Here is a 24,951-nt window from a genome sequence, read left to right as displayed (position 1 = left end):
TTCAGGTACGGGCAGTGTACGGAACGGCCAGGCGCCCCGCGCGAAGCCACGCAAGATCACAAGTTGGCGCGCGTGGTCCGCTGTTCACCCGCAGTTCCCGGACCGGTAAGGCCACCGGGTTACGGTGTGGCGGTCGTGAACGGGTCATCGCCCGGCGTGGAGGACGGCCGAGACCACGCGCGGGAGCAGGGTTCGGCCGTCGCCTGGGTGGAGTCTCCGCTGCAGATGCTCTGCGCCGTGGAGGCCCATCACGCGGGGCTGCTCGGCCCCCGCGGCCACCTCGTGCCCAGGGCGGGCCTGCGCCCCCTGGCGGTGACGGGACGCGAGCTGAGACGCCTGGGGCTGCCCGAGGGCCTCGAACTCGCCGAGGCCCGCCCGGACATGCCCCGGCCGCCCCGGGGACGCACCTGGGCGCTGGGCGACGCCTTCTCCGGCAAGGTCCAGTTCCGCTGGCTCACCGCCTCTCCCGGCCGGGTCGTGATCGTCGACGACGGCCTGGCCACGATCAGGCTCCTGGAGCTGATCACCGGCAGGCCCGGCACGCCCCTGCTGCGGGCACGCGGCGGGGCCGGGCGGCTCAGGACCGTCCTGGGCGTGGCGGCCGGACTGCGGCTGCGCGCCGCCGCCCGTTCCGGCCGGCTCTCGATCTTCACCGCGCTGCCCGTCGCCCCCGACCTGGCGAAGGCCGTACGGGCCAGGGGGATCGAGCTGGTCACCCACGACTTCGCCTGGCTGCGCTCGCAGCCGCTGCGCAGGCCCCGCCCGCAGGAGCGGACCGTGGTCCTGGGCACCTCGCTGGTCCGCAACGGCCTGATCCACCGGGAGCACTACTTCACCTGGCTGGCCGGGCTGGGCGCGGACGGGCCGGTGGCCTACTTCCCGCACCGCCGCGAGGACCCGGGCGACCTGGCCCGGGTCGCCGAGCAGCGCGGGATCACCGTCTACGACGGCGGCATCCCCGCGGAGCTGACGCTGCGCGGCCTGGCCGCCGAGCAGCGGGTGCTGAGCCTGCCGTCCACCGCGGTCACCTCCCTGCGGATCCTGCTCTCGGCGCGGGGCGTGGCCGTGCGGACGGTGGACGTGCCCGACGAGTGGTGGACGGCCGAGGCGGCGCCCTCGCTCCGCTCCCACCTGTCGATGTTCGCCCATCACGACACCGGGGTCGCCGGACCATGAACCGCCCGCCCGGGCCCGGGAGCCATCGGGCCGTGACGCGATGACACCGTGACGCCACGATCCCCGCGGCCCGGAGCCCGGGGATCGGCCACCCGCGAGCGCCTGCGGTGCCGCGTTCCCTGTCCACGTACGACACCGGGGGAGACACCCCCGGCTGGAGGTTCTCGTTGAAGGTCCTGGCCGTGGCCGACTCCGACTCCTACCTGAAGTGGGCGGCCTGCCTGCTGCGGGGGCTGCCCTCGGGCTGCACGACGGAGCTGGCGGTGATCCGCACCCCGATCGTGCCGTCCCCGGCGCAGATCCAGGCAGCCGTCGCGGGGTCGGCGGCCGAGCCGCCCGTGCTCTCGGCCCGCGCGCTGCGCCGGGCCGCCGAACGGTTCAGGCCCGACGTGGTACTGGTGGCCTGCACCGGGCCGGTGGTGGACGTGCTGGTCGCCGAGGTGCTGGCCGGGCTGCGGCCCCGGCCGGTGTTCGCGTCGGGACTGCCCGGCATCTCCATTCCCGCCACCGAGAAGGCGTGGCTGTTCCGCAGCGGGTGCGAGCTGTTCGTGCTGCACAGCGGCCGGGAGGTCGAGGAGTTCTCGGCGATCGGCCGGGCGCTGGGCGGGGGCGGCCAGGTCGGCCTGGCCCGGCTGCCGTTCCTGCACGGCACCGGTGGCGCACCCGGCGGGGGAGCCGTCGCGGGAACCGGAACCGTCGCGGGAACCGGAATCGGAACCAGGACCGGGACCGGGACCGGGACCGGAACCGGGGCCGGGGCCGGGGCCGGGGCCGGGGCCGGGGCCGCAATCGAGGCCGGGGCCGGAGCCGGGACCGGGACGGGTGCCGCCGTGCGGCCCGCCGTCGTCGGCCCGCGCGACCGGGTGGTGTTCGCCACCCAGGCCAAGGTGCCCAGGCGCAGGGAGGAGCGCGAGAGCGTCCTGCTGGCCCTGGCCGAGCTGGCCCGGCACCGGCCGGACCTGGACGTCGTCGTCAAGCTCCGCGCCCTGGACACCGAACGCCAGACCCACAACGAGCGCTACCACTACATGGGCCTGTGGCGGTCGCTGGTCGAGCAGGGCCGGGTGCGGGACGACGCCGTACGGTTCGCCACGGGCCCCATGCACGAGCACCTGGCCTGCGCGGCCGGGTTCGTCACCGTCAGCTCGACCGCCGCGCTGGAGGCCATCGCCGGCAAGGTGCCACTGCTGGTGCTCTCCGACTTCGGTGTGAACGCCGAGATGATCAACCTGGTCTTCGAGGACAGCGGGCTGCTGGGCACCCTCGACGACCTGGCCGCCGGGCGCTTCCTGGACCCGGACGACGCCTGGTGCAGGGCCAACTACTTCCATCCGGGCGCCGACGACGACTGGATCTCGCGCATGGTCTCCCTGGTCGGCCAGGCCCGCTCGGGACGGCTCGTCCCGGCCCGCTCCCTGCTGGACGGCCCCCAGTACGCCGCCGCCCGCCGCCGCGCCCGGATGCGCGTGGAGGTCCCGCCGAACGTGCTGCGCGCCGGGTACCGGGCCAAGCGCCGGATGCGCCGCTACCTGCGGGCCCTGCGGTGAACCCCGTACAGGCTTGATTCGATTTTGAACGTCCGCGCTCGTGTCGTCCGCGCCGAAAACGGTGAGGGTCCCTGAGGAGAAACCGGCGGAATCCAAGGGCGGGCCCATGTCGCACCATCTCGACTCCGAGCAGGCCCGCCAGGACGGCCGGCTCGACATCACCGACCACTACGTCTTCCGCGGCGAGACCGGGACCGTCTTCGTCCTCGACGTGAACAGCTCCCTGTCGGGGTCCGGCACGCGGCCGGGGTTCCACCCGGAGGCCCGCTACGAGTTCAAGATCCACCTGGACGGCTCGGCGGCCGAGGAGCTCACCTACCGGGTGGCGTTCGGCGAGCCCGCCCCGTCCGGTGAGCAGGGCCTCACCCTCCACGTCCTGACCGGCCACGGCGCCCGCGACGACAGGGCGGCGGGCGAGCTCCTCGCCGAGGGCCGGACCGGTGAGACCGTCTCCGGCCCGGACGGCCTGCGGCTGTGGGCCGGGCGGGCCCTCGACCCGTTCTACGTCGATCTCGCCCAGGTCCGCGCGGTCAACCTCGCGGTCAGGAACGGCGCCCGGGTCGAGACGCCGGGCTGGGAGCCGGGCGCGGCCAAGAACAGCTTCTCCGGCTCGACCGTCCACTCGATCGTGCTGGAGGTGGCCGACCGGGACCCGCGCCTTGGCACCGACCGGCGCATCGGGGTCTGGGCCACCACGAAGCTGGCCACCGACGCGGGCGGCTGGTGGCAGGTGAACCGGGAGGGCCGCCCGATGATGTGGCCGATCTTCCGTCCCGACGACGGCGAGCGGGCCGGTGCGGCGAACCGGGTCCACCCCGCCGACGAGATGGGGGCCGAGAGCGAGAACATCGCGCGCCTCGTGGCCGCGGTCGCCGCGGCGAACGGCGCCCCGGGCGACCCGGTCGCCTACGGCAGGTCCGTGGCCCATCACCTGCTCCCCGACCTGCTGCCCTACCGGACGGGCACCCCGGCCGCCTTCGGGTTCGCCGGGCACAACGGCCGTGGCCTCGCGGACAACGCCGCCGAGGTCATGTTCTCCCTGGTGCTGAACGCGGCGACGAGCACCGGGCTGACCCCCGGGGAGTTCGCGGACACGCGCGCCGACCGCTTCCCGTACGTCGCGGCCGAGCCGGCCGGCACCGGCTGACCCGCCCCGGCCCCCGCCCTCCCGTCCCGGAGGCCGGTATCCGGGAGACCAGGACCCGGGAGGTGGATCGGAATCCGGGAGATCAGGACGGGAACGCCCTCGACAGACGGCCCCGGAGCCTGCCCAGCGGAGACCTTCCCCGCCGCGCGGTGCCCGGGGCGGAGGGCAGCAGGTCCAGGGAGGCCAGCCGCCGGTTCTTGAAGTAACGGGCCGAGCCGTACGCCCGCAGGTAGGTGGCGGCCGTCTCGCGCAGGCCCGGGTAGGCCTCGCTCTGCATGCAGTACCCGACCGCGCCCACCAGCGCGGGAAGGTCCACGGCCGGTGGGTCCTCCAGCGAGCCGTCCACCGACAGGCGCGGCAGCAGCGCGTCGGTGATCGTCACCGGGATCCGGTTGCTGTTCTCGTACGGGATGAGCCGCTCCAGGACCGACTCGCCGCCCATCGTCGCCACCGGGAGCCCGAAGTAGCGCCCGGCGGTGATCAGCGCGGTGGAGAAGCAGCCGACCACGAGCTCGGGCCGGGACGCGGCGAAGCACGACTCGGCCGGAACGGTCTCCGCGACCACCTCCAGCTCGACGCCCAGCTCGACGGCGGTCTCGCGCAGCCGCCGGGCGTGCTGCCGTCCGGCGGCCGGGTGGGGCTTGAACAGCACGCTCCGGAACCCGCGGGCGGCCAGGCCGCGCAGCATGTCGGCGTGCAGCCCCGCCTCCTCGGCGGGAGTGAGGATCTCGAGGGCGGAGAGGTACTGGCCGAGGATCATCGCCCGGCCCGAGGACGCGCCACCGGCCTGCGCGCCGACCACGTCGAGGAAGGCCCGGTCCGGGACGATCTCGGTGCTCACCCCGTACTCCGACAGCAGCAGTGGCGTCAGCTCCGGGACCAGGTCGAGGTGGAGCAGGCGGGTGACCCTCCCGGCGATCTCCAGCGGCAGCGGGTCACGGGTCGGGCCGTAACTCATCAGGCCGTCGGAGTAGACCGAGACGGGACAGTCCCTGACCAGCCCGGCCACGGTCCTGGCCGGGGGGACCGCGATGGACTCCAGGACCAGCTCGTCCACCCCGTCGTCCAGCGACAGGTACGAGCCGAGCAGGCGGCTCAGCATCGGCACCTCGACGACGCGGGCCTTCCAGTCCGAGGGGTGCAGCGGGGCCACGATCCGGTTCCACGAGTGGATCTCGTCGAAACGCGGGCGCAGCGCGGCGAAGGCCGGCGTCTCGTCCAGGGCCGGGGTGATCTCCGGGATCGCCGCGTTGTTGGAGACCAGCAGGATCCTGCGGCGGGAGCGGGGGCCGAAGCGGCCGTCGTCGATCGCCGCCGCCAGCGTCATCGCGCCGAACAGGGTCGAGGCGTAGAACAGCTGGGTCATCGGCCCTCCAGGAGGCTTCGCAGGACCTGGTCGCGTTCCGGATCCAGGCGGCTCTCGGCGAGCAGGTCGGCGGGGAGCCGCCGCAGGGTTGCGGCGCCACGCTCGGCGAAGCGGGCGCGGAGCTCGGGGGAGAAGCGCTCGCCCAGCTCCAGGTGGTGGGTGAGCAGCGCGCGGAAGGTACGCACCGCCTTGGGCATGAACTCCTCCTCCGTCTCGGCGAAGACCACGTCGAAGGCGTCGAAGAAGTGCAGCTGCCTGGCGTCGCCGGTCTGGGTGAGCGAGCCCGCGACCAGCCGCCGGTAGAACACCCCGGTCAGGGAGACCACCGCGAACGAGCCCGCGAGCCGGTGCAGCCGCCAGATCCACGGCCTGTCCTCGGCGGTGTGCAGGTGCCCGGGGAAGGTCAGCAGATCGCCCAGGTCCCGGCGGTAGATCCCCGCCCAGGCGTACGGGTAGTCGACCATGGTCTTCGAGCGGGCGGGCAGGATGTGGTCACGCGGCTTGAGCACCGTCTCCCGCACGGCGAGCGGCGCCCGGTGGATCACCCGTTTGCGCCCCTCCACCTGCACGTGGTCGACCCGGACGAAGTCGCAGCGAAGCCGCTCGATCGCCGCCACCAGGTCCGCCAGGTACCCCGGCGCCAGCCAGTCGTCGCCGTCCATGAACGTCACATAGCGGCCAGAGGCCAGGGAGAGCCCGAGGTTGCGGGCGTCGGCCAGCCCCACCGGCGCGTCGTTGTGCACCACCGTCAGACCGGGCAGGTCGGCACTGAAGTCCTCGATGATCTGCCCGGTCTCGTCCACCGATCCGTCGTCCACCACGATGAACTCGAAGTCCCGGCGCGCGTTCCCGACCAGCGAGGTCAGCGCGTCACCGATGTAGAGCTCCGCGTCCCGCACCGGGACGACCACGGACAACGTGATCAACTAATTCTCTCCATTTCGAACCCCACCCCTTCCGACACCGACCCCCCAGGCAACGCCCCGGTCTCCCCGCCCCCCGGCGACCGCCCCGCCCCCCTCCCCAGGGACTTCCCCGTGAGGCCGCGCCGGCGACTGGACCGAGGAGGGCGGAATCGTGAGGAACGAACGATTCCTCCCGACGAGGGAAGGAGCCGGATCCGAGCGGTCTCACCGCGACGCGCAGCGTCGCCATGAACACTGAGCCGGATCCGAGCGGTCTCACCGCGACGCGCAGCGTCGCCTTCTACACAGCGTCGCCTTCTACACAGCCACCCGCCGCAGCCGCGCCCGCGGGGCCTCCTCGCCCGGGAACACCCGCTTGACCCCGTCGCCCAGCGCGGTCTCGATGATCCGGATGTCGCGGACCAGGTGCTCCAGCCCGGCCGGCTCCAGCGAGGCGGCGTGGTCGGAACCCCACATGGTGCGGTCCAGCGTGATGTGCCGCTCCACGGTCACCGCGCCCAGCGTCACCGCCGCGAGGGAGATCTGCAGGCCGCGCTCGTGGCCCGAGTAGCCGACCGGCACGCCGTACCGCTCCTGGAGGGTGACGATCGTGCGGAGGTTGGCCTCCTCCGGGGGGAGGGGGTAGGTGGAGGTGGCGTGCATCAGCACCAGCTTGGAGGTGCCGAGGATCTCCACGGCCCGGTCGATCTCCTCCAGCGTTGACATGCCGGTGGACAGGATGATCGGCTTGCCGGTGGAGGCGAGCGCGCGGAGCAGGTCCACGTCGGTCACGCTGGCCGAGGCGACCTTGTGGGTGACCACGTCCATGTTCTCCAGGAACTCCACCGACGGCACGTCCCACGGCGAGGCGAACCAGTCCAGGCCGCGCTCCCGGCAGTGCTCGGCGATCTGGCTGTACTCCTTCAGGCCGAACTCGGTCCTGATCTTGTACTCCAGGTAGGTCATCTCGCCCCAGGGCGTCTGCCGGATCTGGTCGCGCTGCTCCAGCGGCACGCAGATCTCCGGGGTGCGCTTCTGGAACTTGACCGCCTGGCAGCCCGCCTCGGCCGCCACGTCGATGAGCCGGCGCGCGATCTCCACGTCGCCGTTGTGGTTGATGCCGATCTCGGCGATCATGTAGACCGGCTGCCCGGCGCCGACCAGCGCCTCACCGATCTGGACGGGCCTGGCGTTCGGGGTGAGCCGCAGCTCGGCCCGGGGAGCGCCGGCGAGCTCGACCTGGTCCACCGGGCGGGCGGCCAGGACGCGGTCGCACAGCTCGCGTACGGCTCCGGCCCCGCCGGGCCTGGTCAGCACGGTCCTGGCGGCGGCGCGGACCCGGGGGTGGGCGTCGGGGACGGTGATCGGCCAGCCGACGTCGCTCATCGGGCCCAGGTCGTTGACGTCGTTGCCGACGTAGGCGACGCGGGACGGGTCGATGCCCTCGATGGCCAGCCAGTCGCGCAGCACGGTCCGCTTGTCGGTCAGGCCCTGCAGGACGGGCACGCCGAGCTTGCGGGCGCGGGCGGCGACCACCGGGTTGTGCTCGGTGGACATGATCATCAGCTTGACGCCGGAGCGGCGCAGCAGCGAGATCCCCATGCCGTCGGAGCGGCTGACCGCGACCATCTCGCGGCCGTCCTGGTCGACGTAGGCGCGGTCGTCGGTGTGCACGCCGTCGAAGTCGGTGATCACCGCGTCCACGTCGATCGGCTCGGGCCGGTCCACGAACGGCGCCAGCGCCCGGACGATCTCCAGATCCTCGGGGGTGTCCACCTCGATGGCGTGGTGGGGGGAGACCGGCTGCACGGCGACGGCGCCGAAGAAGCGGTGACCCTGCTCGCGCAGTCCCTGGGCGCGCATCACGTAGAACGCGCCGGTCTCGCGGAAGTGCGGCTCGCGGTCCTGGCGGCGCGGGCGGTGGGCGGGGTCGTGGTTGACCCCGTCGCCGGCGGCGCTCCACAGGAACTCGTGCGTCTCCAGCCCGGAGAACACCACGTCGGCGTCGCCGTCCAGGACCCGGGTGATCGCCGAGTCCAGGTCGGCGGGGTCGATGAACGCGCTCGTGCACTGCACCAGGACGACCACGTCGGGGGTCTCGGGGAGGTGGTCGAGCACGTGCAGCACGGCGGACTCGCTGGAGGCGGTGGCGCCGCTCAGCTCGTCCGGCCGGTCGATCACGGTCGCCCCGGCCTCGCGGGCGGCCTCGGCGATGCCGCGGTGGTCGGTGCTGACCACGACCTCGTCGATCAGCTCGGCGCGCACGCAGGCCCGCACCGCACGGGCCACCAGGGGACTGCCGCCCACCGCGGCCAGGTTCTTCAGGGGAACGCCCACCGAACCTCCACGGGCGGGGACAACGGCCAGGACTCGCAAGGTGGCTCCTCATGACATACGGCGAAACGCCCCGGTTCGGGGATGTCAAAGGAACCTAGCCACGAGGGTGACCGGACAGGGGTGCCCGAGCTGAACGCCCAAAGTCGCCCGTATTAACTTTCCGCGTCCCGGTCGCCGGCGCGGTCCGCGGACGGCCCCGAGAGGGCGCCCGCCACGGGGACGTCCTCAGACGGTGGCGCCGATGGTGTCCATGAGCATCGGCAGGGCGCGTTCCAGGCCGCGCCGCCAGTACGGCCAGGTGTGCGTGCCGGGGCCGTAGAAGTCGGTGGTCACCTCGGCCCCGCTCGCCCTGGCCCGCTCGGCGAAGGTGACGGACTGGCCGAGCAGGGCGGCCTCGCCCTCGTCCCGGCCGGTGGAGGGGGCGTCCAGCGGGCCGGGGGAGCCGTCGCCGCAGGAGACGAAGAGCCGTACCTCGCGCAGCTCGCCCGTGAGGTCGGCCGGGTTGTGGGCGGCCCATTCGGGGTCCTGCGGCGGGCCCCAGAGCCTCACGGAGTGCTCGCCGTTGCGTTCCAGCAGCCAGTCGACGCCGCCGTTGCCGTCGCGGGTGTGCAGCACGCCGGAGAAGGAGGCCGCCGCCTGGAACATGCCCGGGTGGCGGGCCGCGTACGACATGGCGCCGAATCCGCCCATGGACAGCCCGGCCACCGCCCGCCGGTCGCCGGCGCCGTAGTCGCGCTCCAGGATCCGCCTGACCTCGGTGAGGTGGAAGGTCTCCCAGCCGGGGCCCTCGCGCCAGTCGGAGTAGAAGCCGACGGCACCGCTCTCGGGGACGGCGACGATCGCCCGGTGGCCGGAGGTGAGCCGTGCGGCGTCCCCCCTGGTGATCCAGGCGGCGTAGTCGCTCTGGCAGCAGCCGTTCAGCAGGTACAGCAGCGGCCACGGCCCCGAGCCGGGCGTCCACCCCTCGGGCAGCAGCACCCGGACCCTGCCCTCGCGGCCCAGCGCGGCGGAGGCGACGGTCAGCTCGTGGTCGCGCTCACCGAGTTTGCGTACCGTGAAGGCCGGGGCCGGCGCGCCCTTCGCGCCGTCGGCGCCGATCGCGGGCCCCCGGCCGGAGGAGGACGGCGGCAGCAGGGCGAGCAGCACCGCCACGAGCGCGACGGCGGCCAGCAGGAACACTCCCAGGCGTACAGCAGCGGTGCGGTTCACATCGCCAATACTCCCGCGTCCGGGTGATCCGGTGAACCCACACGCCGCGACACCTTGTAACCCCCGCGACGTCCCGCCACGGATCCGGTGGGGGCGCTCCGGCAGGGACCGGGGGACGCCGGACCCCGTTCTGGCCTGGTTCGTTCATGTTAATTCTCATGACATATGGCGTCTTAAGCGTCCGAAAGCTTGAAAACTTCACATGATCTATTCAGGATTCTCCACGTGGGTTGTAAAGATCATGTGCATCCCGCGTCGCCCTGCCGGGCGGGAGACTCCCGTCCGGCGTGAAGGAGACCGCGTGTCAAACACCCCCCGACGCCGGCGATCGATCCTGATCGGGACCGTCACCGCGCTCGCGCTCGTCCTCCCCCCTGGCGTGGCCCAGGCCGCCCCCGAACCCGACAAGATCCACAAGACCGTCCTGGCCGACCTGGCGGCCGACGACAAGGCCACCTTCTGGGTACGCCTGAAGGCCGGCGCCGACCTCGGCGCGGCCCGCAGGGCGAGGACCAGGGCAGAGAAGGCGGCGCAGGTCTACCGCGCCAAGACCGAGCTGGCCGAGTCCTCCCAGGCGGGCCTGCGCAGGCTCCTGACCGCCGAGAGCGCCGACTTCACGCCGTTCTGGATCGCCAACGCCATCCGGGTGACCGGAGGCTCCAAGCTGGCCGAGGAGATCGCGAAACGGCCCGAGGTCGACCGGATCGAGCCCGGCCGGGTCGCGGCCCTGCCCAAGCCGCTGCCCGGCCGGCAGACGGCGAGGGTCGACGCGGTCGAGTGGAACATCGACCGGGTCAACGCCCCCGGGGTCTGGAGCGACCTGGGCGTGCGCGGCGAGGGCATCGTCGTGGCCAACATCGACAGCGGCGTGCAGTTCGACCACCCCGCGCTGGCCGCCCGGTACCGCGGGAAGAAGGCCGACGGCACCGTCGACCACGCCCACAACTGGTTCGACCCCGCGGGGATCTGCGCCGGCACCGCGCCGTGCGACAACAACGACCACGGCACCCACACCATGGGCACCATGGTGGGCGGCGGCGACGGCGACGGCGGCGGCATCGGCGTCGCCCCGGGCGCGACGTGGATCGCGGCCAAGGGGTGCGAGACCAACACCTGCTCCGACGCCTCGCTGCTCGCCGCCGGGCAGTGGGTGCTCGCGCCCACCGACCTGAACGGCGACGACCCCCGCCCCGACCTGGCGCCGCACATCGTCAACAACTCCTGGGGCGGCAGCGGCTTCGACCCCTGGTACAGGGAGACCGTGGAGGCGTGGGTCGCGGCGGGCATCTTCCCCGTCTTCTCCAACGGCAACCTCACGAACGCGGGCTGCACCTCCAGCGGCTCGCCAGGACAGTACGTCTCCAGCTACAGCGCCGGCGCGTTCGACGTGAACAACGCGATCGCCACCTTCTCCACCCGCGGCTCCGGCGAGGGCGGTGAGATCAAGCCCAACCTCGCGGCCCCCGGCGTCGACGTGCGCTCCTCGGTGGCCGGCGGCGGCTACGACGTCTTCTCCGGCACGTCGATGGCCGCCCCGCACCTGGCCGCCACCGTGGCGCTGATGTGGTCGGCCTCCCCGGGCCTGCTGGGCGACGTCGCGGCCACGCGAGAACTGCTCGACCGGACCGCGATCGACGTCGACGACACCCGCTGCGGCGGCACCGCGGCCGACAACAACGTCTGGGGCGAGGGCCGCCTGGACGCGTTCGCGGCGGTCCAGGCCGCTCCGGACGGGGCCGTCGGCACGCTGGCGGGCACCGTGACGACCGGCGGCTCGCCGGTGGCCGGGGCGGCCGTCGCCGTCACCGGGCCGCTGAACCGCGGCGTCGCCACCGCGCAGGACGGCACGTACACGCTGCCCCGCCTGCCCGAGGGCGACTACCGGCTCACCGTGGAGCGGTTCGGCTACGAGGACGCCACCGCGACCGTCACGGTCGTGGCGGACCGGACGGTCACCCGGGACGTGTCGCTGACGGCGCTGCCCTCGGGCACGGTGTCGGGGACGGTCACCTCCTCGGGCACGCCCGAGCAGGGCGTCACCGTGACCGCGGTGGGCACCGCGGTCACCGGGGTCACCGACGCCGCCGGACGCTACCGGCTCACGCTGCCGGACGGCGACCACGAGCTGAGGTTCACCCCGCGCTCGCGGTGCGCGGACGCCCTCACCGTGCCGGTCACCGTGAACGGGGACCTGACCAGGGACGCCGACCTGCCGCGCCGTACCGACTCCTTCGGTTACACCTGCGCGGCCGGCGCCGAGCCGTACGTCGCGGGCACCGTCAGGACGACGCTCACCGGCGACGACGCGATCCAGCCGATCACGCTGCCGTTCACCTTCCCCCTCTACGGCACCGGGTACACGGCCGGCTGGGTCAGCAGCAACGGGTTCCTGACCTTCGCCCCCGGCACCGCCCTGGCGGGCAACGTGACCCTGCCCGCCTCCGCCGCCCCCAACGCGGCGATCTACCCCTTCTGGGACGACCTCGTGCTGGACGACCAGTCCGGCGTCTACACCGCGACCCTCGGCACCGCGCCGAACCGCACCTTCGTCCTGGAGTGGCGCAACGCCCGGTTCTACGCCGACGCCGCCCAGCGCATCTCGTTCTCGGCGCTGCTCGGCGAGAACGGCTCGATCGGCTACCGCTACGACAGCGTCGACGGTGAGCGCGACGCCGGGATCGGCGCCACGATCGGCGTCGAGAACGCGACCGGCACCGACGCGCTGCAGTACTCCTTCAACGCCGCCGCCCTGTCCGACGGCCAGAGCCTGACCTTCTCCACCAGCCGGCACGGCCTGCTGACCGGCACCGTCACCGACGCCAACGACGGCAGGCCGCTGGCGGGCGCGACGGTCGAGGTGGGCGACCTGGTGACCCTCACCACCGCCGCCGACGGCACGTTCCTCGGGCAGGTCCCGATGGGCGACCACCGGATCGAGATCTCCAAGGAGAACTACGGGACCTTCACCCAGGAGGTCACCGTCACCGCCGGGGCCGTCACCCGGGCCGACACCGCCCTGGCCACCGGCCGGGTGACGGCCTCGGCCGCGGAGCTGACCCTGGTGCAACCGGCGGAGACGACCAGGTCGGGCACCGTCGAGCTGTCCAACCTGGGCGTCGCCACGGACTACACCGTGGTGACCGAGCCCGCCCAGGACTGGCTGAGCGTGACACCGGTCTCCGGCCGGCTCGTCACGGGCGGCTCGCAGACGCTGACGGTGACCGCCTCCAGCGCGGGCGCCCAGCCGGGCACCGTACGGACCGGGAAACTGCTGGTCCGCTCGGCCAGCGGCCGCAACCCGCAGATCGAGATCGCCGTCACCCTCGTGGTGCCCAGGCACCGGGTCGCCGTCGAGGTGGGCGGCACCAGGGACGTCGTCGACGCCGTCGGCGACCGCTGGAGCGCCGACCGGAAGTACGCCGCGGGAGGCCACGGCTACGTGGGCACCTCCACCAGGACGAACACCACGAGCAAGGCGATCACCGGCACCACCGAGCAGGCGCTGTTCAGGAGCGTCCGCGAGGGGATGCTGGAGTACCGGTTCGACCAGGTACCGGCCGGCACCTACACCGTCGAGCTGGGCTTCGCCGAGACCCGGGGCAAGCGGGAGGGCCAGCGCGTCTTCGACGTCATCGTCGAAGGGCAGCTCGCCGTCCCCGCGCTGGACCTGGCCCTGGAGGCCGGCGCCCACACCGCCACCACCCGCCAGTACACGGTGAAGGTCACCGACGGCCAGCTCAACGTGCGCTTCGCCGAGCGGTCCGGCGACACCGTCCTCAACGCCATCCGCATCTCCGACCGCCCCGACAGGGCCACCCCGTAGCGACCCGGTGCCCGCCGCCCCGCCACTCGGCGGGACGGCGGGCACCGGCCGTCCCGGCCCTCGTCACCGTGCACGCGACACCCTTGCCCACCGAGGGGGCCCGTTCCCCGGCGCGGGTGGAGGCGGAGCCCGTTCACCTCCCGGCCGCGGGCCCCGCTCCCGCCAGCAGCGCGCGCAGCGCGGCCAGGGCCGCGCGGGGATCGACCCGGTCGGGGGCGAGGAGCCACTGCTGGTGGACGCCGATCCCGGCGCCGATGACCGCGACGGCCAGCGCCTCGGCGGACGTCCCGTCCGGCAGCGGCATCCATTCCAGCCCCCGCCTGCAGTGGTCGCGCAGCGTGTCGTGGAGCTCGACGTAGCGGTCGCGGATGGGGGAGTCCGGCTCCAGCGCCTCCGCCAGGAGCGTGACGAAGAGCCTGGTGGCGGGGAGCGAGAACAGGGCGTCGGCGCTCCGCGTCAGGCGGTCGGGCCCGTCCCCGGTCTCCTGCGGGGCCTCGGTCAGGCCGGTGCGGATCAGGGCCACCGCGCGTTCGAACACCGCCAGCAGCAGGCCCTCCTTGCTGTCGAAGTGCCAGGGGATCGAACCCCTGCTGATCCCGGACCGCTCGGCCACGTCGACGAACGTGGTCCGCTTGTAGCCCTTCTCGGCGAACAGCTCCGACGCCGCCGTGAGGATCAGCTCGCGGCTCTCGTGACTGGTCCGCTCTCGTCGCGTTGTCACGCCACCTCCTTCTATGCTAACAATCATAATCTATGTTGCTCAACATAGAAGATCGCCCGATCCGGGACACGCCCCGGTGCCGGGAGACGCGAAGGAGATCCTCATGAAGGTCGCCATGCTGGCGAACCACTATCCGCACGCCGCCCACCGCGACGCGTTCATCGCACGCGTCCGCCGGGTCGCCGAGGAGTTCCGGCGCGGGCCGGGTTGCCTCTCGGCCGAGTGCTGGCTGACCGACGACGCCGACGACGCGGTCGTCTCGTTCGTGCGGTGGGAGTCCGAGGAGGCGTTCGCCGCCTCGTTCACCGCCGTACAGGCGGCGGAGCTGGACATCGCCTACGACGAGCGCGAATCACGTCCCCGCGAGATCGTCCGGCTGGTGGAGCCGCCCGGCGGCGCGTGAGCGGATATCGCGTTGCCCGGGGTCACGGCCGGTGCGATCATCCTCGGGTGGGTGCAGAGGAGCTTTCGCGAATCAAGGAGAACGTCGACCTCGCCATCGAGGAGCTCGGGCCGGTGAGCGACGTGGACTTCGGCCTGAACCGGGAGTCCGTCGAGTGGGTCGAGGGCTTCATCGAGCGGCAGCGGTCCCGGCCGGGCTTCGACCCGGAGGGGTCCCGCGGGATGATCAGCGTGCTCGGCTCGTTCCTGGGCGAGTGCATCGTCGCCGCCACCGGGGGTCGCTGGGACTGGTCGGACGATCACGGATGGGGCGTGGTCCTCCCCGAGGGCAGCACGATCTTCCCGTTCTCGAAGGTGGAGAAGCAGTTCCGCGGCGGTCTGGAGGAGGGCGAGTCGGTCGCCGGCTTCTACCAGGTCGTGGTCGAGGTGATCGCCACCGGAAAGATGCGGCGGCTCCGCAGGAGCGGTGCCACCGACCCCGAGGTCCCCGCCCCGTAGGACCTTGCCGGATCCGTCCGCGGCTGTGCCGGTGCGTCAGCCGACCGGCCGCGGGACGCGATCGGGGGCCTCCTCCCGCAGCGGCGAGGGAGCGACACGCAGGAGGCGGGCCGCCCAGCCGGGCAGCCACCAGTTCCACGGGCCCATCATCGCCACGACCGCGGGGACCAGGACGCCGCGTACGAGGGTGGCGTCCAGGAGGATCCCGAGCGCCAGGCCGCTGGCGAAGACCTTGACGTCCAGCTCCGGGGTCATGGCCAGGGCCGCGAACGAGATGAAGAGGATCAGCGCCGCCGAGGTCACCAGCCGTCCGGTGCGGCCGACGCCCGCGACGACCGCCCGGTGGGTGTCGCCGGTCCTGTCGTACTCCTCGCGCATCCGGGCCAGGATGAACACCTCGTAGTCCATGCTGAGCCCGTACAGGAAGGCGAAGATCGTCAGCGGGACGAACTCACCGATCGAGCCGGTGGGCCGAACGTCCAGGATCTCCCGGGTGCCCCAGCCGAACTGCCACAGCAGCACCATCGCGCCGATCACCGCGCCGAGCGAGAGCAGGTTGAGCGCGATCGCCTTCAGCGGCAGCAGCAGCGACCGGAACGCCCGCGCCAGCATCACGAAGGTGACCAGCGCGATCAGGCCCAGCATCCACGGGAACGCGCCGTAGGCGTGGCTCCGGAAATCCATGCTCTGCGCCGCGTTCCCGCCCACGCGGACGTCGTTCCCGGCGGCGGCGCGGACACGGGTGACGGTGGCCTCACCGGCCGGGGTGCCGTTCTCGGCCACGGGCAGCACCGCGACGACCGCGGTCCCGTCGCGTCGCCACGCGGGCGTCCGTGGTGCGAGCACCGTGGCCACGCCCTCCACACGTCCGATGCGTTCGGCGGCGGCGGCCGGATCACCGGTGACCAGGACGTCGAACGGGGTGATCGCCCCTGCCGGGACACCCGCCCGGGCGAGCGCGGTCAGGCCCTGGTGGCCAGGCCCGGACGTGCGCAGATTCCGGCTCTCCGGCAGGCCCAGGTCGACGCCGAGCGCGGTCAGCGACAGGGCCAGCAGCAGACCGCCGGAGAGCAGTGCCGCGGGCCGGCGCCACCGTACGACGCCGCGTGCCCAGGCCGACCAGGCCCGCCCGGCGTCGGCTTCGCGGGCGAAGCGCCGGTCCGTCGCGGCCCGGCGGTCCAGCCATCGGCCGTTGAGCGCGAGCAGGACCGGGAGCACGGTCAGTGTCACGGCCACGCTCACCGCTGCGATGATCATGCCGGCGATGCCCAGGCTGCGCAGGAACGGCACGGGCAGCACCACCATGGTCACCAGCCCGACCGCGACCGCCGCGCCGCTGAACAGCACCGCGCGGCCGGCGCCCGCCATGGCACGGTGCACCGCCTCGTCTCCGCGGTGGCCGGCGGCCTGCTCCTCCCGCCAGCGGGCGACCAGCAGGAGCGAGTAGTCGACCGCGATGCCCAGGCCGAGCAGCGGCATGGTGGTCAGGGCCACGTCGTGCACCGTCGTCACGAGCGTGAGCAGGAGGATCACGATGAACGACACGAAGATCGACAGAACGGCGACGAGAACGGGGACGAGCGCGAGCATCGAGCGGAACACCAGGAACAGCACGACCACCGCGGCGAGCACGCCGATGCCGATCTTGGCGGGTACGTCCACGCCACCCGCGTCCACGCTCGGAGCGAGCGTGTCGAGCCCGGTGACGTGCACCGTGCTGCCGGGCGGCAGGTGCGGGGTCATGGCCGCCACGATGACCGGGCTCTCGTCGGGTGTCTCACCCAGCCCGCCGCCTGGCGGGCTGCCGTCGGAGTAGGTGCCGGGGTACACCAGGCCGAACGTGGTCCGCCCGTCGGTGCCGACCAGCCGCGGGTCACCGGTGTCGGCGTAGGACACGACGCGGGCCCGGGGCAGCCTCGCGGTGATCGCGGCGTAGGCGCGGCCGATCGCGCCCCTGTCGGTGTCGGCGCGCCGTCCCTCGGGCAGGACGACGACGGGGACGAAGGGCCGCTGGTAGCCGCCGTTGCCGTAGATCCGGACGATCTCCTGGTTGGCGTCGAAGGCGGGCATGCCCGGGTGGGCGTACTCCTCGGAGAGGCGTTGGACGGCGATGGGGGTGGCGCCCAGGCCGACGAGGAAGGCCAGCAGCGCCAGCAGGGCGACCGGTCCCCTGTGCCGCAGGACGAAGGCCGAGAGTTTCTCCATGACGCCCAGTGGAGCGAAATGATCTTCAGTCGCGGTGGGGCCGTTCTTAGACGCTTCTGTGAATCGCCGGGGAGGACGGGATCCTCCGGTCCGAACCGGTCAGACTGGACAGGTGAGCCGCATCCTCGTCGTGGACGACGAACCCTTTCTCGCCGATCTCGTCGCGACCGCCCTGAGGTACGAGGGGTTCGACACGACCGTCGCCGCCACCGGCGCGGCGGCGGTCGCCATGACCGGCTCGTTCGGCCCGGACCTCGTCGTGCTGGACGTGATGCTGCCGGACGTGCCCGGCACCGAGGTGTGCCGCAGGATCCGGGCGACCGGGGCGGAGGTCCCCGTCGTTTTCCTCACCGCCCGGGACGCGACCGAGGACAAGATCGCCGGGTTGAGGGTGGGCGGCGACGACTATGTCACCAAGCCGTTCAGCCTGGAGGAGCTGATCGCCCGGATCCGCGCGGTGCTGCGCCGCACCAGCCGGGCCGAGCCCGGCAGGGGCCGGCTGGGCTTCCAGGACCTCGTCATCGACGAGGACGCCTACGAGGTGCGACGGGGCGGGACCCTGCTGGACCTGACCCCGACCGAGTTCAAGCTGTTGCGCTTCCTGACGGCCAACGCCGGCCGGGTGATGACCAAGCGGCAGATCCTGGACCACGTCTGGGAGTACGACTTCGGCGGCAACGACGGCGTGGTCCAGACCTACATCAGCTACCTGCGCCGCAAGGTGGACATGGTCGATCCGCCCCTCATCCACACCGTGCCCCGCGTCGGGTACGTCCTGCGCCTGCCCAGGGGGGACTGATGTCGCTGCGAGCCCGCCTGGTCGCCACCGTGGTCGGCCTGCTGGCCCTGGCGCTGGGCCTGGTCGCCGGGGCGACGTTCGGCGCCGTCCAGGACTGGCGGGGCCCCGGCGACTCGCGCCTGCTCGCCCTGGGCGACACGCGGCGGCTCGTGGCCGCCAGCGACGAGCTGTCCGAACGGGTGGCGTTCGTGCTGATCGGCACCTCCGGGGTCGGGCTGGCCTGCCTGACCGTGCTGGCCGCCTGGCTGATCCGGCGCGGCCTGCGCCCGCTGGACCGCATCGTCGAGACCGCGGCGGCGATCGGCGCGGGCGACCTCGGACGGCGGATCGAGACGGCTCCGCCGGGCACCGAGGTCGGACGGCTCGGGGACGCGCTCAACGCGATGCTCGGCCAGATCGAGGACGCCTTCCAGGAGCGGCAGGCGTCGGAGGAGCGGCTGCGCCGTTTCGTCGCCGACGCCTCGCACGAGCTGCGCACCCCCGTCGCCACCATCCGAGGCTACGCGGAGCTGTTCCGGCGCGGCGCCTCCGTACGCCAGGACGACCTGGAGAAGGCGATGACCCGGATCGAGGGCGAGGCGACGAGGATGGGGGCGCTGGTGGACGAGCTGCTTCTCCTGGCCCGCCTCGACCAGGGCCGCCCGCTGGACCGCGCACCGGTCGAGCTGACCGAGCTGGCCGCCGACGCGGTGGCCGACACCCTGGCCGTCGATCCCGATCGGCCGTTGTCGCTGGACCACGACGGACCGGTCTGGGTGACCGGTGACGTCGCCCGGCTCCGCCAGGTGATGGGCAATCTCCTGGCCAACGTGCTGCACCACACCGCCGCCGGGTCACCGGCGGCCGTACGCGTCGCGGTGGCGGACGGCCGGGCGGTGGTGGAGGTCACCGACCAGGGGCCGGGGGTGGACGAGGAGCACGCGGCTCTGGTCTTCCAGCGCTTCCACAGGGTGGACCAGGGGCGCGGGATCGGCACCGGCGGCGGAGGAGCCGGCCTCGGGCTGTCGATCGTCGAGGCGGTGGTGAAGGCGCACGGCGGCGAGGTGTCGGTCCACTCCCGCCCCGGAACCGGCGCCACCTTCCGGGTACGCCTCCCGCTGCGCGAGCTCTAGCGGTGCCCTGGCAGGCCGGTGCGGCACGGGTCGCGGGGTCAGCGGGCTCCCAGGAGGGCGATGACGGACAGGGTGCCCAGGGACAGGACGCTGGAGACGAGGATGGCGTCGCGGGGCAGCTCGGTGGGACGGCCGTACTCGGCGGCGTAGACATACGTGTTCTGGGCGGTGGGAAGCCCGGCGAACAGGACGGCCGCGAAGAGGGCCGGGCCGTCGAGGCGCAGCAGGAAACGCCCGGCCAGGAAGGCCACCAGCGGCTGGGCGAGGAGTTTGAGGACCACCGCGGGCCCGGTCGTGCGCCAGGAGACGGCCGAGCCGTTCAGCGACATGCCCAGGGAGAACAGCGCCAGGGGCACCGCGGCGCCGCCGAGGATCTCCAGGGGCCTCAGCGCGAGATCGGGCAGGCGCAGTCCGAGGGCCGACACGCCCAGGCCGAGGAACGAGGCCACCACGACCGGCGTCCGCAGCGGGGCGAGGAAGGACGAGCCCCCGGCCCCGAGGCCCAGGAAGATCAGCGGAGAGACCAGCAGGACCTGGAACATCAGGACCGACACCACGAACGTCGCGTCGTTCAGGACGTACAGGCCGACGGGGATGCCGAGGTTCCCGGCGTTGACGTAGGCCGAGGACATCGCGCCGATCACCCGGTCGGACGGTCCGCCACGGAACAGCGCGAACGCGAGCAGGCCGACGGTGAAGGTGCTGATCGCGAATGCGAGGAGCGGGCCGGGCTGGATCCGGTCGAGCGGGGTACGGCTGAGCGTGGTGAACAGCACGGCGGGCATCGCGACGGTGAACGCGAACGCCGTCAGCGCCTCCTGGACCCGGGGCCCCACCCGTCCGGACCGGGCGGCCAGCCAGCCGAGGGCACCGATGAACCATATGGGGACGAAAGCCGCGATGACCGCCTGCACCCGGACACCGTAGCCGGACCCCGGTCCGTGCCGGCGATACGGCCTCCGCCCCGTCCGGGCTCCCCGGCCCGGTTCTTCCCGGCCTGGGCTCCCCGGCACGGGAGGGCCGTCCGGTTCGCCGGCGTCCCGGCCGGGTCGTGAGACGCGGTGGCTCAGTAGCCGACGTACCCCGACCCGTTCTTGTTGCCCACCACCCCGGGCACGTTGGACACCGACCCGTACCGCTCGACCGCGTACCGCACCCCGGCGATGATGTTGTCCACCGGGTTGTAGATGTCGCCGTGCCCGGGGAGCGCCCAGCGGGAGAACGTCGGGTCGATCGTCTGCATCAGGCCCTTGGACGGGTGCCCGGCCGCCGCGTTGGAGTCCCAGAGGTTGATGGCGTGCGGGTCCCCGCCCGACTCGTGCTTGATGATCATCCAGATGTCGTCGACGTTCATCTTCTCGGCCGGGAGGCCCTGGGCCTTGAGGATCTCGACCGCCTGGTGGATCCACTCGGCGACCCTGCCCTCGGGCGCCGGTCCACCGCCCGGCGGCGGGGCTCCGCTGGGCCCGTAGCCGCCACCGCCCCCGCCACCGGCGCTCCCGGTGCCCCCGGCGTTCTCGCCTCCGCCTCCACCGCCTCCACTGATGGACGGGCCACCGGGTGACGAGCCGCCGCCCCCGGTGTGCAGCGCGGGGCTGATCTGGTCCGCGGGCACCGGCGTCCACCGGGTGGTGTGCCCGGGGCCGGGGACGAACTTCTCGTCGCCCGCCGCGGGTATCCCGGCGAAACCGGGGACGGCCTCGCCGAGGTGCTTGCCGAGTTCACCGGCGGCCGTGGCCAGCGCGGTCTCCGCCGTGTCGACGTGCCCCTGCGCGAGGGACGTCGCCGCCTGGACCTGCCGGCCGATGCCGGGCCGGAGCTGTGCCTCGGTGGCGTGCGGGTTGACCCGCCGGTACTCCGCGACCCAGGCCAGCAGGTCGTCGCAGACCTGGCCGATGTGCCTCCTCGCCGTCTCGACCGCGCCCGCGGCCGTCTCCAGCGAGGTGGCGCAGCCGGTGAGCGCGTCGTGCAACGCGTCACCCGCGCGGCCGTACCTGCGCATGTACGCCACGAAGGCGTCGGCCGAGGAGCCGTTCCACGCCGCGTCCACGCCGGTGACGGCCGAGCCGAGGGCGTCGAGCGGTGCGACCACCCCGGGGGCGGCCCTGCGCCAGCGGGCCGCGATCGCCCGGATCGCGGCCGGGTCCCCCTTGGCCTTGTCGGCGAGGTTCACCAGCGCCTGACCGCCGGGCAGTGCGGCCACGGCGTTCATGTCGGTCATCGTCGTGCGGGCCCCGTGCGCAGCCGCGCGGGTCTCCTGCGAGGTCGTGCGCGTCCCGTACGGGCGCTCATGCGAAGCGCCGGTAGCTGATGGGCGACGCGCCGGCCACCGTCTGGACCTTGACGACGTCGCCCGTCTGCGGGGCGGCGATCATCTTGCCGTCACCGATGTAGATGGCGCAGTGGGTCGCCGGGTTGCCGAAGAAGACGATGTCGCCCGGCTGCGGAGGGCCGATGATCGGCTGTCCGCTCGCCTGGTACCCGGCGGCGGTGTTGTCCCCGATCTTGATTCCCGCCTCGTTCATCGAGACGTGCACCAGGCCGCTGCAGTCGAACGCGTTGGGCCCGTCGGCGCCCCAGACGTAGGGCTTGCCGAGGTGGCTCCTGGCGGCGGCCACGATGTCGGCTCCGGTGCCGTTGCCGGTGACCGTGTACGGGATCGCCTGACCACCACCGCCACCACCGCCACCACCGCCTCCGCCGACGCCGCCTCCGCCGTAACCGCCGGACGACGATCCGCCGCCGTTGCCCTGCCAGCTTCCCTGCCCGCCGCTGCCGCTGCCGCTGCCGTTACCGCCCTGCGAGCCGTTCTCCGTACCGGCGAGCGTGGTGGTGCGGAACTCGTCCTCGGGCACCGGCACCCACCGGGTGGTGTGCCCGGGGCCGGGGACGAAGCCCTGGTCGCCCGCGGCCGGGATGGCGGAGAACAGCGTGGTGTCGCCGAGGTGCTTCTCGATCTCGCCCCGCGCGGTGGACAGCGCCGTCTCGGCCGAGTCGACGTACCCCTGCACGAGGGACGTCGCCGCCTGGACCTGCTGGCCGATACCGGGCTGGAGCTGTGCCTCGGTGGCGTGCGGGTTGACGCGCCGGTACTCCGCGACCCAGGCCACCAGCTCGCCGCAGACGCGCTCGGCGTTCGACTTCGCCGTCTCGACGGCACCGGCGGCGGTGTCCAGGGAGGCCGCGCAGTCGCCCAGCGCCTCCCGCAGGGAGGTGCCCGCGCTGTCGTACCGCCGCATGTACGCCACGAAGGCGTCGGCCGAGGCGCCCTTCCAGGCGGTGTCGACCTGCTTGACCGCCTTGTTGAGGAGCGCGAACGGCTCGGTGGACGAGCCGGCCGCCTTGCGCCACCGGGCGGCGATCGCGCGGATCGCACCGGGGTCTCCGTCGGTCTTCTTCGCCAGCGCGGCCAGGGCCTGCCCCCCGGGCAGTGCCGCCACGGCGTCCACGGCGCTCATATGGCCGGAAGGCTGCTCGTGGTGTCCCGCTCGGCCGCGGTCACGTTGCTCTCGATCGTGTCGAGGGCCCGCTCGACGCCGTCGAGGCGGCTCTTCACCGTTCCCAGCTCGCCGTCCGCGTGCGCTTCGACCCGGCCGATCGCGGCGGCCAGTTCCTGGGCGCCGGCCAGGGTCCCGAAGATCGACGAGCTCGCGCCGCCCTTTGCCGGGAAGTCGTCGCCGACGGCGGCGAGCCTTCCCCCTTGGGTGTTCACCGCGACGCGCAGCTTGGCCAGCGCCTCACGATTCAGATCAAGTTTTCCCACCGGAGCGGGCTCCTTCCCCCGTCGCCGAGAAACCGGCTGCTCGGACGCCGATTCGGCTCACTGACCGGTTGCCTGCCCACCGTCCGGTCATATCTACCAAGAAGTGATCATAGCCACCGAAGGACGATCATCTACTACAAAAGTGCATCGGTCATCTGAACCTTCGGTCGCGGCCCCGTGAGCGGCCGAAGGCGGTCCCGCTGTCGTCCCGTCCCGCGTCGTCCGGTGTCGTCCTGCGCTGAACGGCACCGGTCGACAGTGAGCGACGGTGGGCGACGGCGGGATCGTCCCGGTCCCGGGCGGTCAGCGCACCTCGAGCAGGGTCTTGCCGACGCTCGCGCGCGACTCGATGGCGGCGTGCGCGTCGGCGGCCCGGTCGAGGGGGAAGCGCTGCCCGATCAGCGGCCTCAGCCGTCCGGCCGCGGCCTCGGCGAGGGCGCTCTCGGTGCACTCGCGCATGAGCGGAGGGGTGAACCTCGCCTGGACGAGCGTGACGCCGCGCGCGGCCGCGGCCTCCTCCCCGATGCCGGCCCACTCCCCGCTCGCCAGCCCGAAGCTGACCATCCGCCCGCCCGGGCCCAGCAGCTCGAAGGCGGCCCGGGCGATGTCCCCGCCCACCCCGTCGAGGACGACGTCGACGGGGGCGATCCCGTCGGTCCAGCCCGGAACCGTGTAGTCCACCACCTCGTCGGCGCCCAGGTCGCGGGCCACCCCGGTCTTGCGCGGGCCCCCGGCCGCCGCGACGACGGTGGCGCCCGCCGCCGCGGCGAGCTGCACCAGGAGGGACCCCACACCTCCGGCCGCCGCCTCGACCAGCACCCGTTCCCCCGGCCGTGGGGCGGTCGCGCGGATCATCATGGTCGCGGTACGCCCGTCGGCCAGGATCGCGACCGCGTCGTCCAGTGCCAGGCCGTCGGGAACGGCGAAGAGCCCGGCGGCGTCCACCGCGGCCCGCTCGGCGTAACCGCCGGAGCCGCCCGTGGAGGTCACCACCCGGCGGCCGACCAGTTCGGGGCCGACGCCCTCACCGGCCGCCACGACGACGCCCCCGACGCCGTTGCCCGGGATCATCGGCGGCTCCGGTGTGAACGGCGCCGGGCCGCCCGACCGGAACTGGGTCTCCACGAAGGTGATGTTGGCGTAGGCCACGTCGATCAGCACCTGTCCCGGCCCCGGGACGGGATCGGGGGCGTCCCCCGGTACGAGCACCTCGGGCCCGCCGAACTCCTTCAACCACACCGCGCGCACGACGTTCTCCCCTGTTCGGCCGGTATCGGCCCCAGGATGCAACCTCAACCGGACTCGAGGTCAACCGCGGTCGCCGGGGGCCGGTCACGCGGGGCCCTGGGCAGGCGCGTCCCGGTCAGCGGCCGCGGTCCTCGCCGGGGCGGTCGAGCAGCAGGTCGGCGGCGCGGGCGAGGACCTGGGCCCGGGTCCGGTCGCCGTGGCCGGCGGCGAGGAAGTGCTCGCCGATCGCCACGCAGAAGGCCAGCAGGCTGCGGGCCTCGACCTCGTCGGGGTCGGAGCAGAAGGTGCCGATCAGCTCGCGCAGCAGCGCCATGCGCCGGTCGTCCACCCGCCGCAGGCGCTCGGCGACCGCCTCGTCGCGCCGGGCCCAGTCCCGGATCGCGAGGTCGATGGGCAGCAGGCGGTCGTCGGAGAAGGTCAGGACGCCCGCGCGGTAGATCTTGGTCTTCGGGTCGCCCCCCTCGCGCTCGATACGGTCGATCACCTCGTCGGTGCTCTCCCGTTCCCAGGTGTCCAGCATCTCCGTCAGCAGCGCGGCGCGGTCGGCGAAGAACCCGTAGAACCCGCCCTTGGTGACGCCGAGCCTCTTCGCCAGCGTCTCGACGCGGACGGCGTCCGGGCCGCCGTCGGCCAGGGCGCGCAGCCCCTCCTCGACCCACCTGTCACGGGGTGTGCGCGTCGCTCCCACGATGT

At 73.2% G+C, this 24,951-nt stretch carries 20 protein-coding genes; 8 read left to right on the top strand and 12 right to left on the bottom strand.

Annotation, left to right across the window (positions count from 1 at the left end; translation table 11 throughout):
• Positions 1-135: 135 nt before the first annotated feature.
• The 3 genes from ACIBCT_RS17015 to ACIBCT_RS17005 all read left to right on the top strand — a co-directional run bounded on the left by ACIBCT_RS17015 (position 136) and on the right by ACIBCT_RS17005 (position 3,870).
• Positions 136-1,176, top strand: a complete 1,041-nt coding sequence (locus ACIBCT_RS17015) for a hypothetical protein (protein WP_399189397.1) — start codon at positions 136-138, stop codon at positions 1,174-1,176.
• 107 nt (positions 1,177-1,283) lie between these two features.
• Positions 1,284-2,723, top strand: a complete 1,440-nt coding sequence (locus ACIBCT_RS17010) for a DUF6716 putative glycosyltransferase (RefSeq protein WP_399189395.1) — start codon at positions 1,284-1,286, stop codon at positions 2,721-2,723.
• A 106-nt stretch (positions 2,724-2,829) separates the two neighbouring features.
• The gene (locus ACIBCT_RS17005; protein ID WP_399189393.1) at positions 2,830-3,870 is read left to right on the top strand and encodes a DUF4331 family protein; all 1,041 of its coding nucleotides are present in this window, start codon (positions 2,830-2,832) and stop codon (positions 3,868-3,870) included.
• A gap of 82 nt (positions 3,871-3,952) precedes the next feature.
• Here the strand turns inward: ACIBCT_RS17005 and ACIBCT_RS17000 are convergent, their stop codons facing one another.
• From ACIBCT_RS17000 to ACIBCT_RS16985, 4 genes are all read right to left on the bottom strand, one after another.
• Entirely contained in the window at positions 3,953-5,236 is a 1,284-nt protein-coding gene (locus ACIBCT_RS17000) for a polysialyltransferase family glycosyltransferase (RefSeq protein ID WP_399189391.1), read from the bottom strand.
• Entirely contained in the window at positions 5,233-6,162 is a 930-nt protein-coding gene (locus ACIBCT_RS16995; protein ID WP_399189389.1) for a glycosyltransferase family 2 protein, read from the bottom strand. Before ACIBCT_RS16995 ends, ACIBCT_RS17000 begins: the two co-directional genes overlap by 4 nt.
• A 297-nt stretch (positions 6,163-6,459) precedes the next feature.
• Complete coding sequence (locus tag ACIBCT_RS16990; RefSeq protein ID WP_399189387.1) at positions 6,460-8,517, bottom strand: N-acetylneuraminate synthase family protein; 2,058 nt, start codon at positions 8,515-8,517, stop codon at positions 6,460-6,462.
• 186 nt (positions 8,518-8,703) lie between these two features.
• Positions 8,704-9,687 carry an alpha/beta hydrolase gene (locus tag ACIBCT_RS16985; RefSeq protein ID WP_399189385.1) on the bottom strand — a complete coding sequence of 328 codons (984 nt, stop codon included), beginning with the start codon at positions 9,685-9,687 and terminating at the stop codon, positions 8,704-8,706.
• A 301-nt stretch (positions 9,688-9,988) separates the two neighbouring features.
• Here ACIBCT_RS16985 and ACIBCT_RS16980 point away from each other — a divergent pair, with 301 nt between their 5' ends.
• Positions 9,989-13,510: a S8 family serine peptidase gene (locus tag ACIBCT_RS16980; protein ID WP_399189383.1), complete on the top strand. Its 3,522-nt coding sequence runs from the start codon at positions 9,989-9,991 to the stop codon at positions 13,508-13,510.
• Between the two features lie 133 nt (positions 13,511-13,643).
• Here the strand turns inward: ACIBCT_RS16980 and ACIBCT_RS16975 are convergent, their stop codons facing one another.
• Positions 13,644-14,231 carry a TetR/AcrR family transcriptional regulator gene (locus ACIBCT_RS16975; RefSeq protein ID WP_399189381.1) on the bottom strand — a complete coding sequence of 196 codons (588 nt, stop codon included), beginning with the start codon at positions 14,229-14,231 and terminating at the stop codon, positions 13,644-13,646.
• A gap of 103 nt (positions 14,232-14,334) precedes the next feature.
• On the opposite strand from ACIBCT_RS16975, the gene ACIBCT_RS16970 reads away from it, so the two are divergent.
• Positions 14,335-14,634: an antibiotic biosynthesis monooxygenase family protein gene (locus tag ACIBCT_RS16970; RefSeq protein WP_399189379.1), complete on the top strand. Its 300-nt coding sequence runs from the start codon at positions 14,335-14,337 to the stop codon at positions 14,632-14,634.
• A 47-nt stretch (positions 14,635-14,681) separates the two neighbouring features.
• Complete coding sequence (locus tag ACIBCT_RS16965; protein ID WP_399189377.1) at positions 14,682-15,131, top strand: hypothetical protein; 450 nt, start codon at positions 14,682-14,684, stop codon at positions 15,129-15,131.
• Between the two features lie 36 nt (positions 15,132-15,167).
• On the opposite strand, the gene ACIBCT_RS16960 is transcribed toward ACIBCT_RS16965, so the two are convergent.
• The gene (locus ACIBCT_RS16960; RefSeq protein WP_399189375.1) at positions 15,168-17,336 is read right to left on the bottom strand and encodes an MMPL family transporter; all 2,169 of its coding nucleotides are present in this window, start codon (positions 17,334-17,336) and stop codon (positions 15,168-15,170) included.
• Positions 17,337-17,448: 112 nt separating this feature from the next.
• Here ACIBCT_RS16960 and ACIBCT_RS16955 point away from each other — a divergent pair, with 112 nt between their 5' ends.
• Positions 17,449-18,135: a response regulator transcription factor gene (locus tag ACIBCT_RS16955; RefSeq protein WP_399189373.1), complete on the top strand. Its 687-nt coding sequence runs from the start codon at positions 17,449-17,451 to the stop codon at positions 18,133-18,135.
• On the top strand, positions 18,135-19,247 hold the full coding sequence (locus ACIBCT_RS16950; RefSeq protein WP_399189371.1) for a sensor histidine kinase: 1,113 nt from the start codon (positions 18,135-18,137) through the stop codon (positions 19,245-19,247). The genes ACIBCT_RS16955 and ACIBCT_RS16950 overlap by 1 nt, the downstream gene beginning before the upstream one ends.
• Positions 19,248-19,285: 38 nt before the next feature.
• Here ACIBCT_RS16950 and ACIBCT_RS16945 read toward each other — a convergent pair whose 3' ends face one another.
• From ACIBCT_RS16945 to ACIBCT_RS16920, 6 genes are all read right to left on the bottom strand, one after another.
• Positions 19,286-20,161 carry an AEC family transporter gene (locus ACIBCT_RS16945; RefSeq protein WP_399189369.1) on the bottom strand — a complete coding sequence of 292 codons (876 nt, stop codon included), beginning with the start codon at positions 20,159-20,161 and terminating at the stop codon, positions 19,286-19,288.
• Between the two features lie 152 nt (positions 20,162-20,313).
• Positions 20,314-21,459, bottom strand: coding sequence for a WXG100 family type VII secretion target (locus ACIBCT_RS16940; RefSeq protein ID WP_399189367.1), 1,146 nt, complete (start codon positions 21,457-21,459; stop codon positions 20,314-20,316).
• Positions 21,460-21,535: 76 nt separating this feature from the next.
• Positions 21,536-22,705: an NlpC/P60 family protein gene (locus ACIBCT_RS16935; protein WP_399189365.1), complete on the bottom strand. Its 1,170-nt coding sequence runs from the start codon at positions 22,703-22,705 to the stop codon at positions 21,536-21,538.
• Complete coding sequence (locus ACIBCT_RS16930) at positions 22,702-23,010, bottom strand: hypothetical protein (protein ID WP_399189363.1); 309 nt, start codon at positions 23,008-23,010, stop codon at positions 22,702-22,704. The genes ACIBCT_RS16935 and ACIBCT_RS16930 overlap by 4 nt, the downstream gene beginning before the upstream one ends.
• Positions 23,011-23,313: 303 nt before the next feature.
• Positions 23,314-24,258, bottom strand: a complete 945-nt coding sequence (locus ACIBCT_RS16925) for a zinc-binding dehydrogenase (protein ID WP_399189361.1) — start codon at positions 24,256-24,258, stop codon at positions 23,314-23,316.
• A 115-nt stretch (positions 24,259-24,373) separates the two neighbouring features.
• On the bottom strand, positions 24,374-24,946 hold the full coding sequence (locus ACIBCT_RS16920; protein WP_399189359.1) for a TetR/AcrR family transcriptional regulator: 573 nt from the start codon (positions 24,944-24,946) through the stop codon (positions 24,374-24,376).
• Positions 24,947-24,951 lie beyond the last annotated feature (5 nt).

The sequence above is a fragment of the Streptosporangium sp. NPDC050855 genome, assembly GCF_044456585.1.
GTDB classification, from domain to species: domain Bacteria; phylum Actinomycetota; class Actinomycetes; order Streptosporangiales; family Streptosporangiaceae; genus Streptosporangium; species Streptosporangium longisporum.
Note: the sequence above shows the minus strand (reverse complement) of the source record. Positions and strands in the feature narration are given on the sequence as shown.

Excerpts from the sequence above, each read along its gene's own strand:
- ACIBCT_RS17005 (WP_399189393.1), top strand. The coding sequence starts at position 2,830 with ATGTCGCACCATCTCGACTCCGAGCAGGCCCGCCAGGACGGCCGGCTC.
- ACIBCT_RS17000 (WP_399189391.1), bottom strand. The coding sequence starts at position 5,236 with ATGACCCAGCTGTTCTACGCCTCGACCCTGTTCGGCGCGATGACGCTG.
- ACIBCT_RS16970 (WP_399189379.1), top strand. The coding sequence starts at position 14,335 with ATGAAGGTCGCCATGCTGGCGAACCACTATCCGCACGCCGCCCACCGC.
- ACIBCT_RS16960 (WP_399189375.1), bottom strand. The coding sequence starts at position 17,336 with ATGGAGAAACTCTCGGCCTTCGTCCTGCGGCACAGGGGACCGGTCGCC.
- ACIBCT_RS16950 (WP_399189371.1), top strand. The coding sequence starts at position 18,135 with ATGTCGCTGCGAGCCCGCCTGGTCGCCACCGTGGTCGGCCTGCTGGCC.
- ACIBCT_RS16940 (WP_399189367.1), bottom strand. The coding sequence starts at position 21,459 with ATGAACGCCGTGGCCGCACTGCCCGGCGGTCAGGCGCTGGTGAACCTC.
- ACIBCT_RS16935 (WP_399189365.1), bottom strand. The coding sequence starts at position 22,705 with ATGAGCGCCGTGGACGCCGTGGCGGCACTGCCCGGGGGGCAGGCCCTG.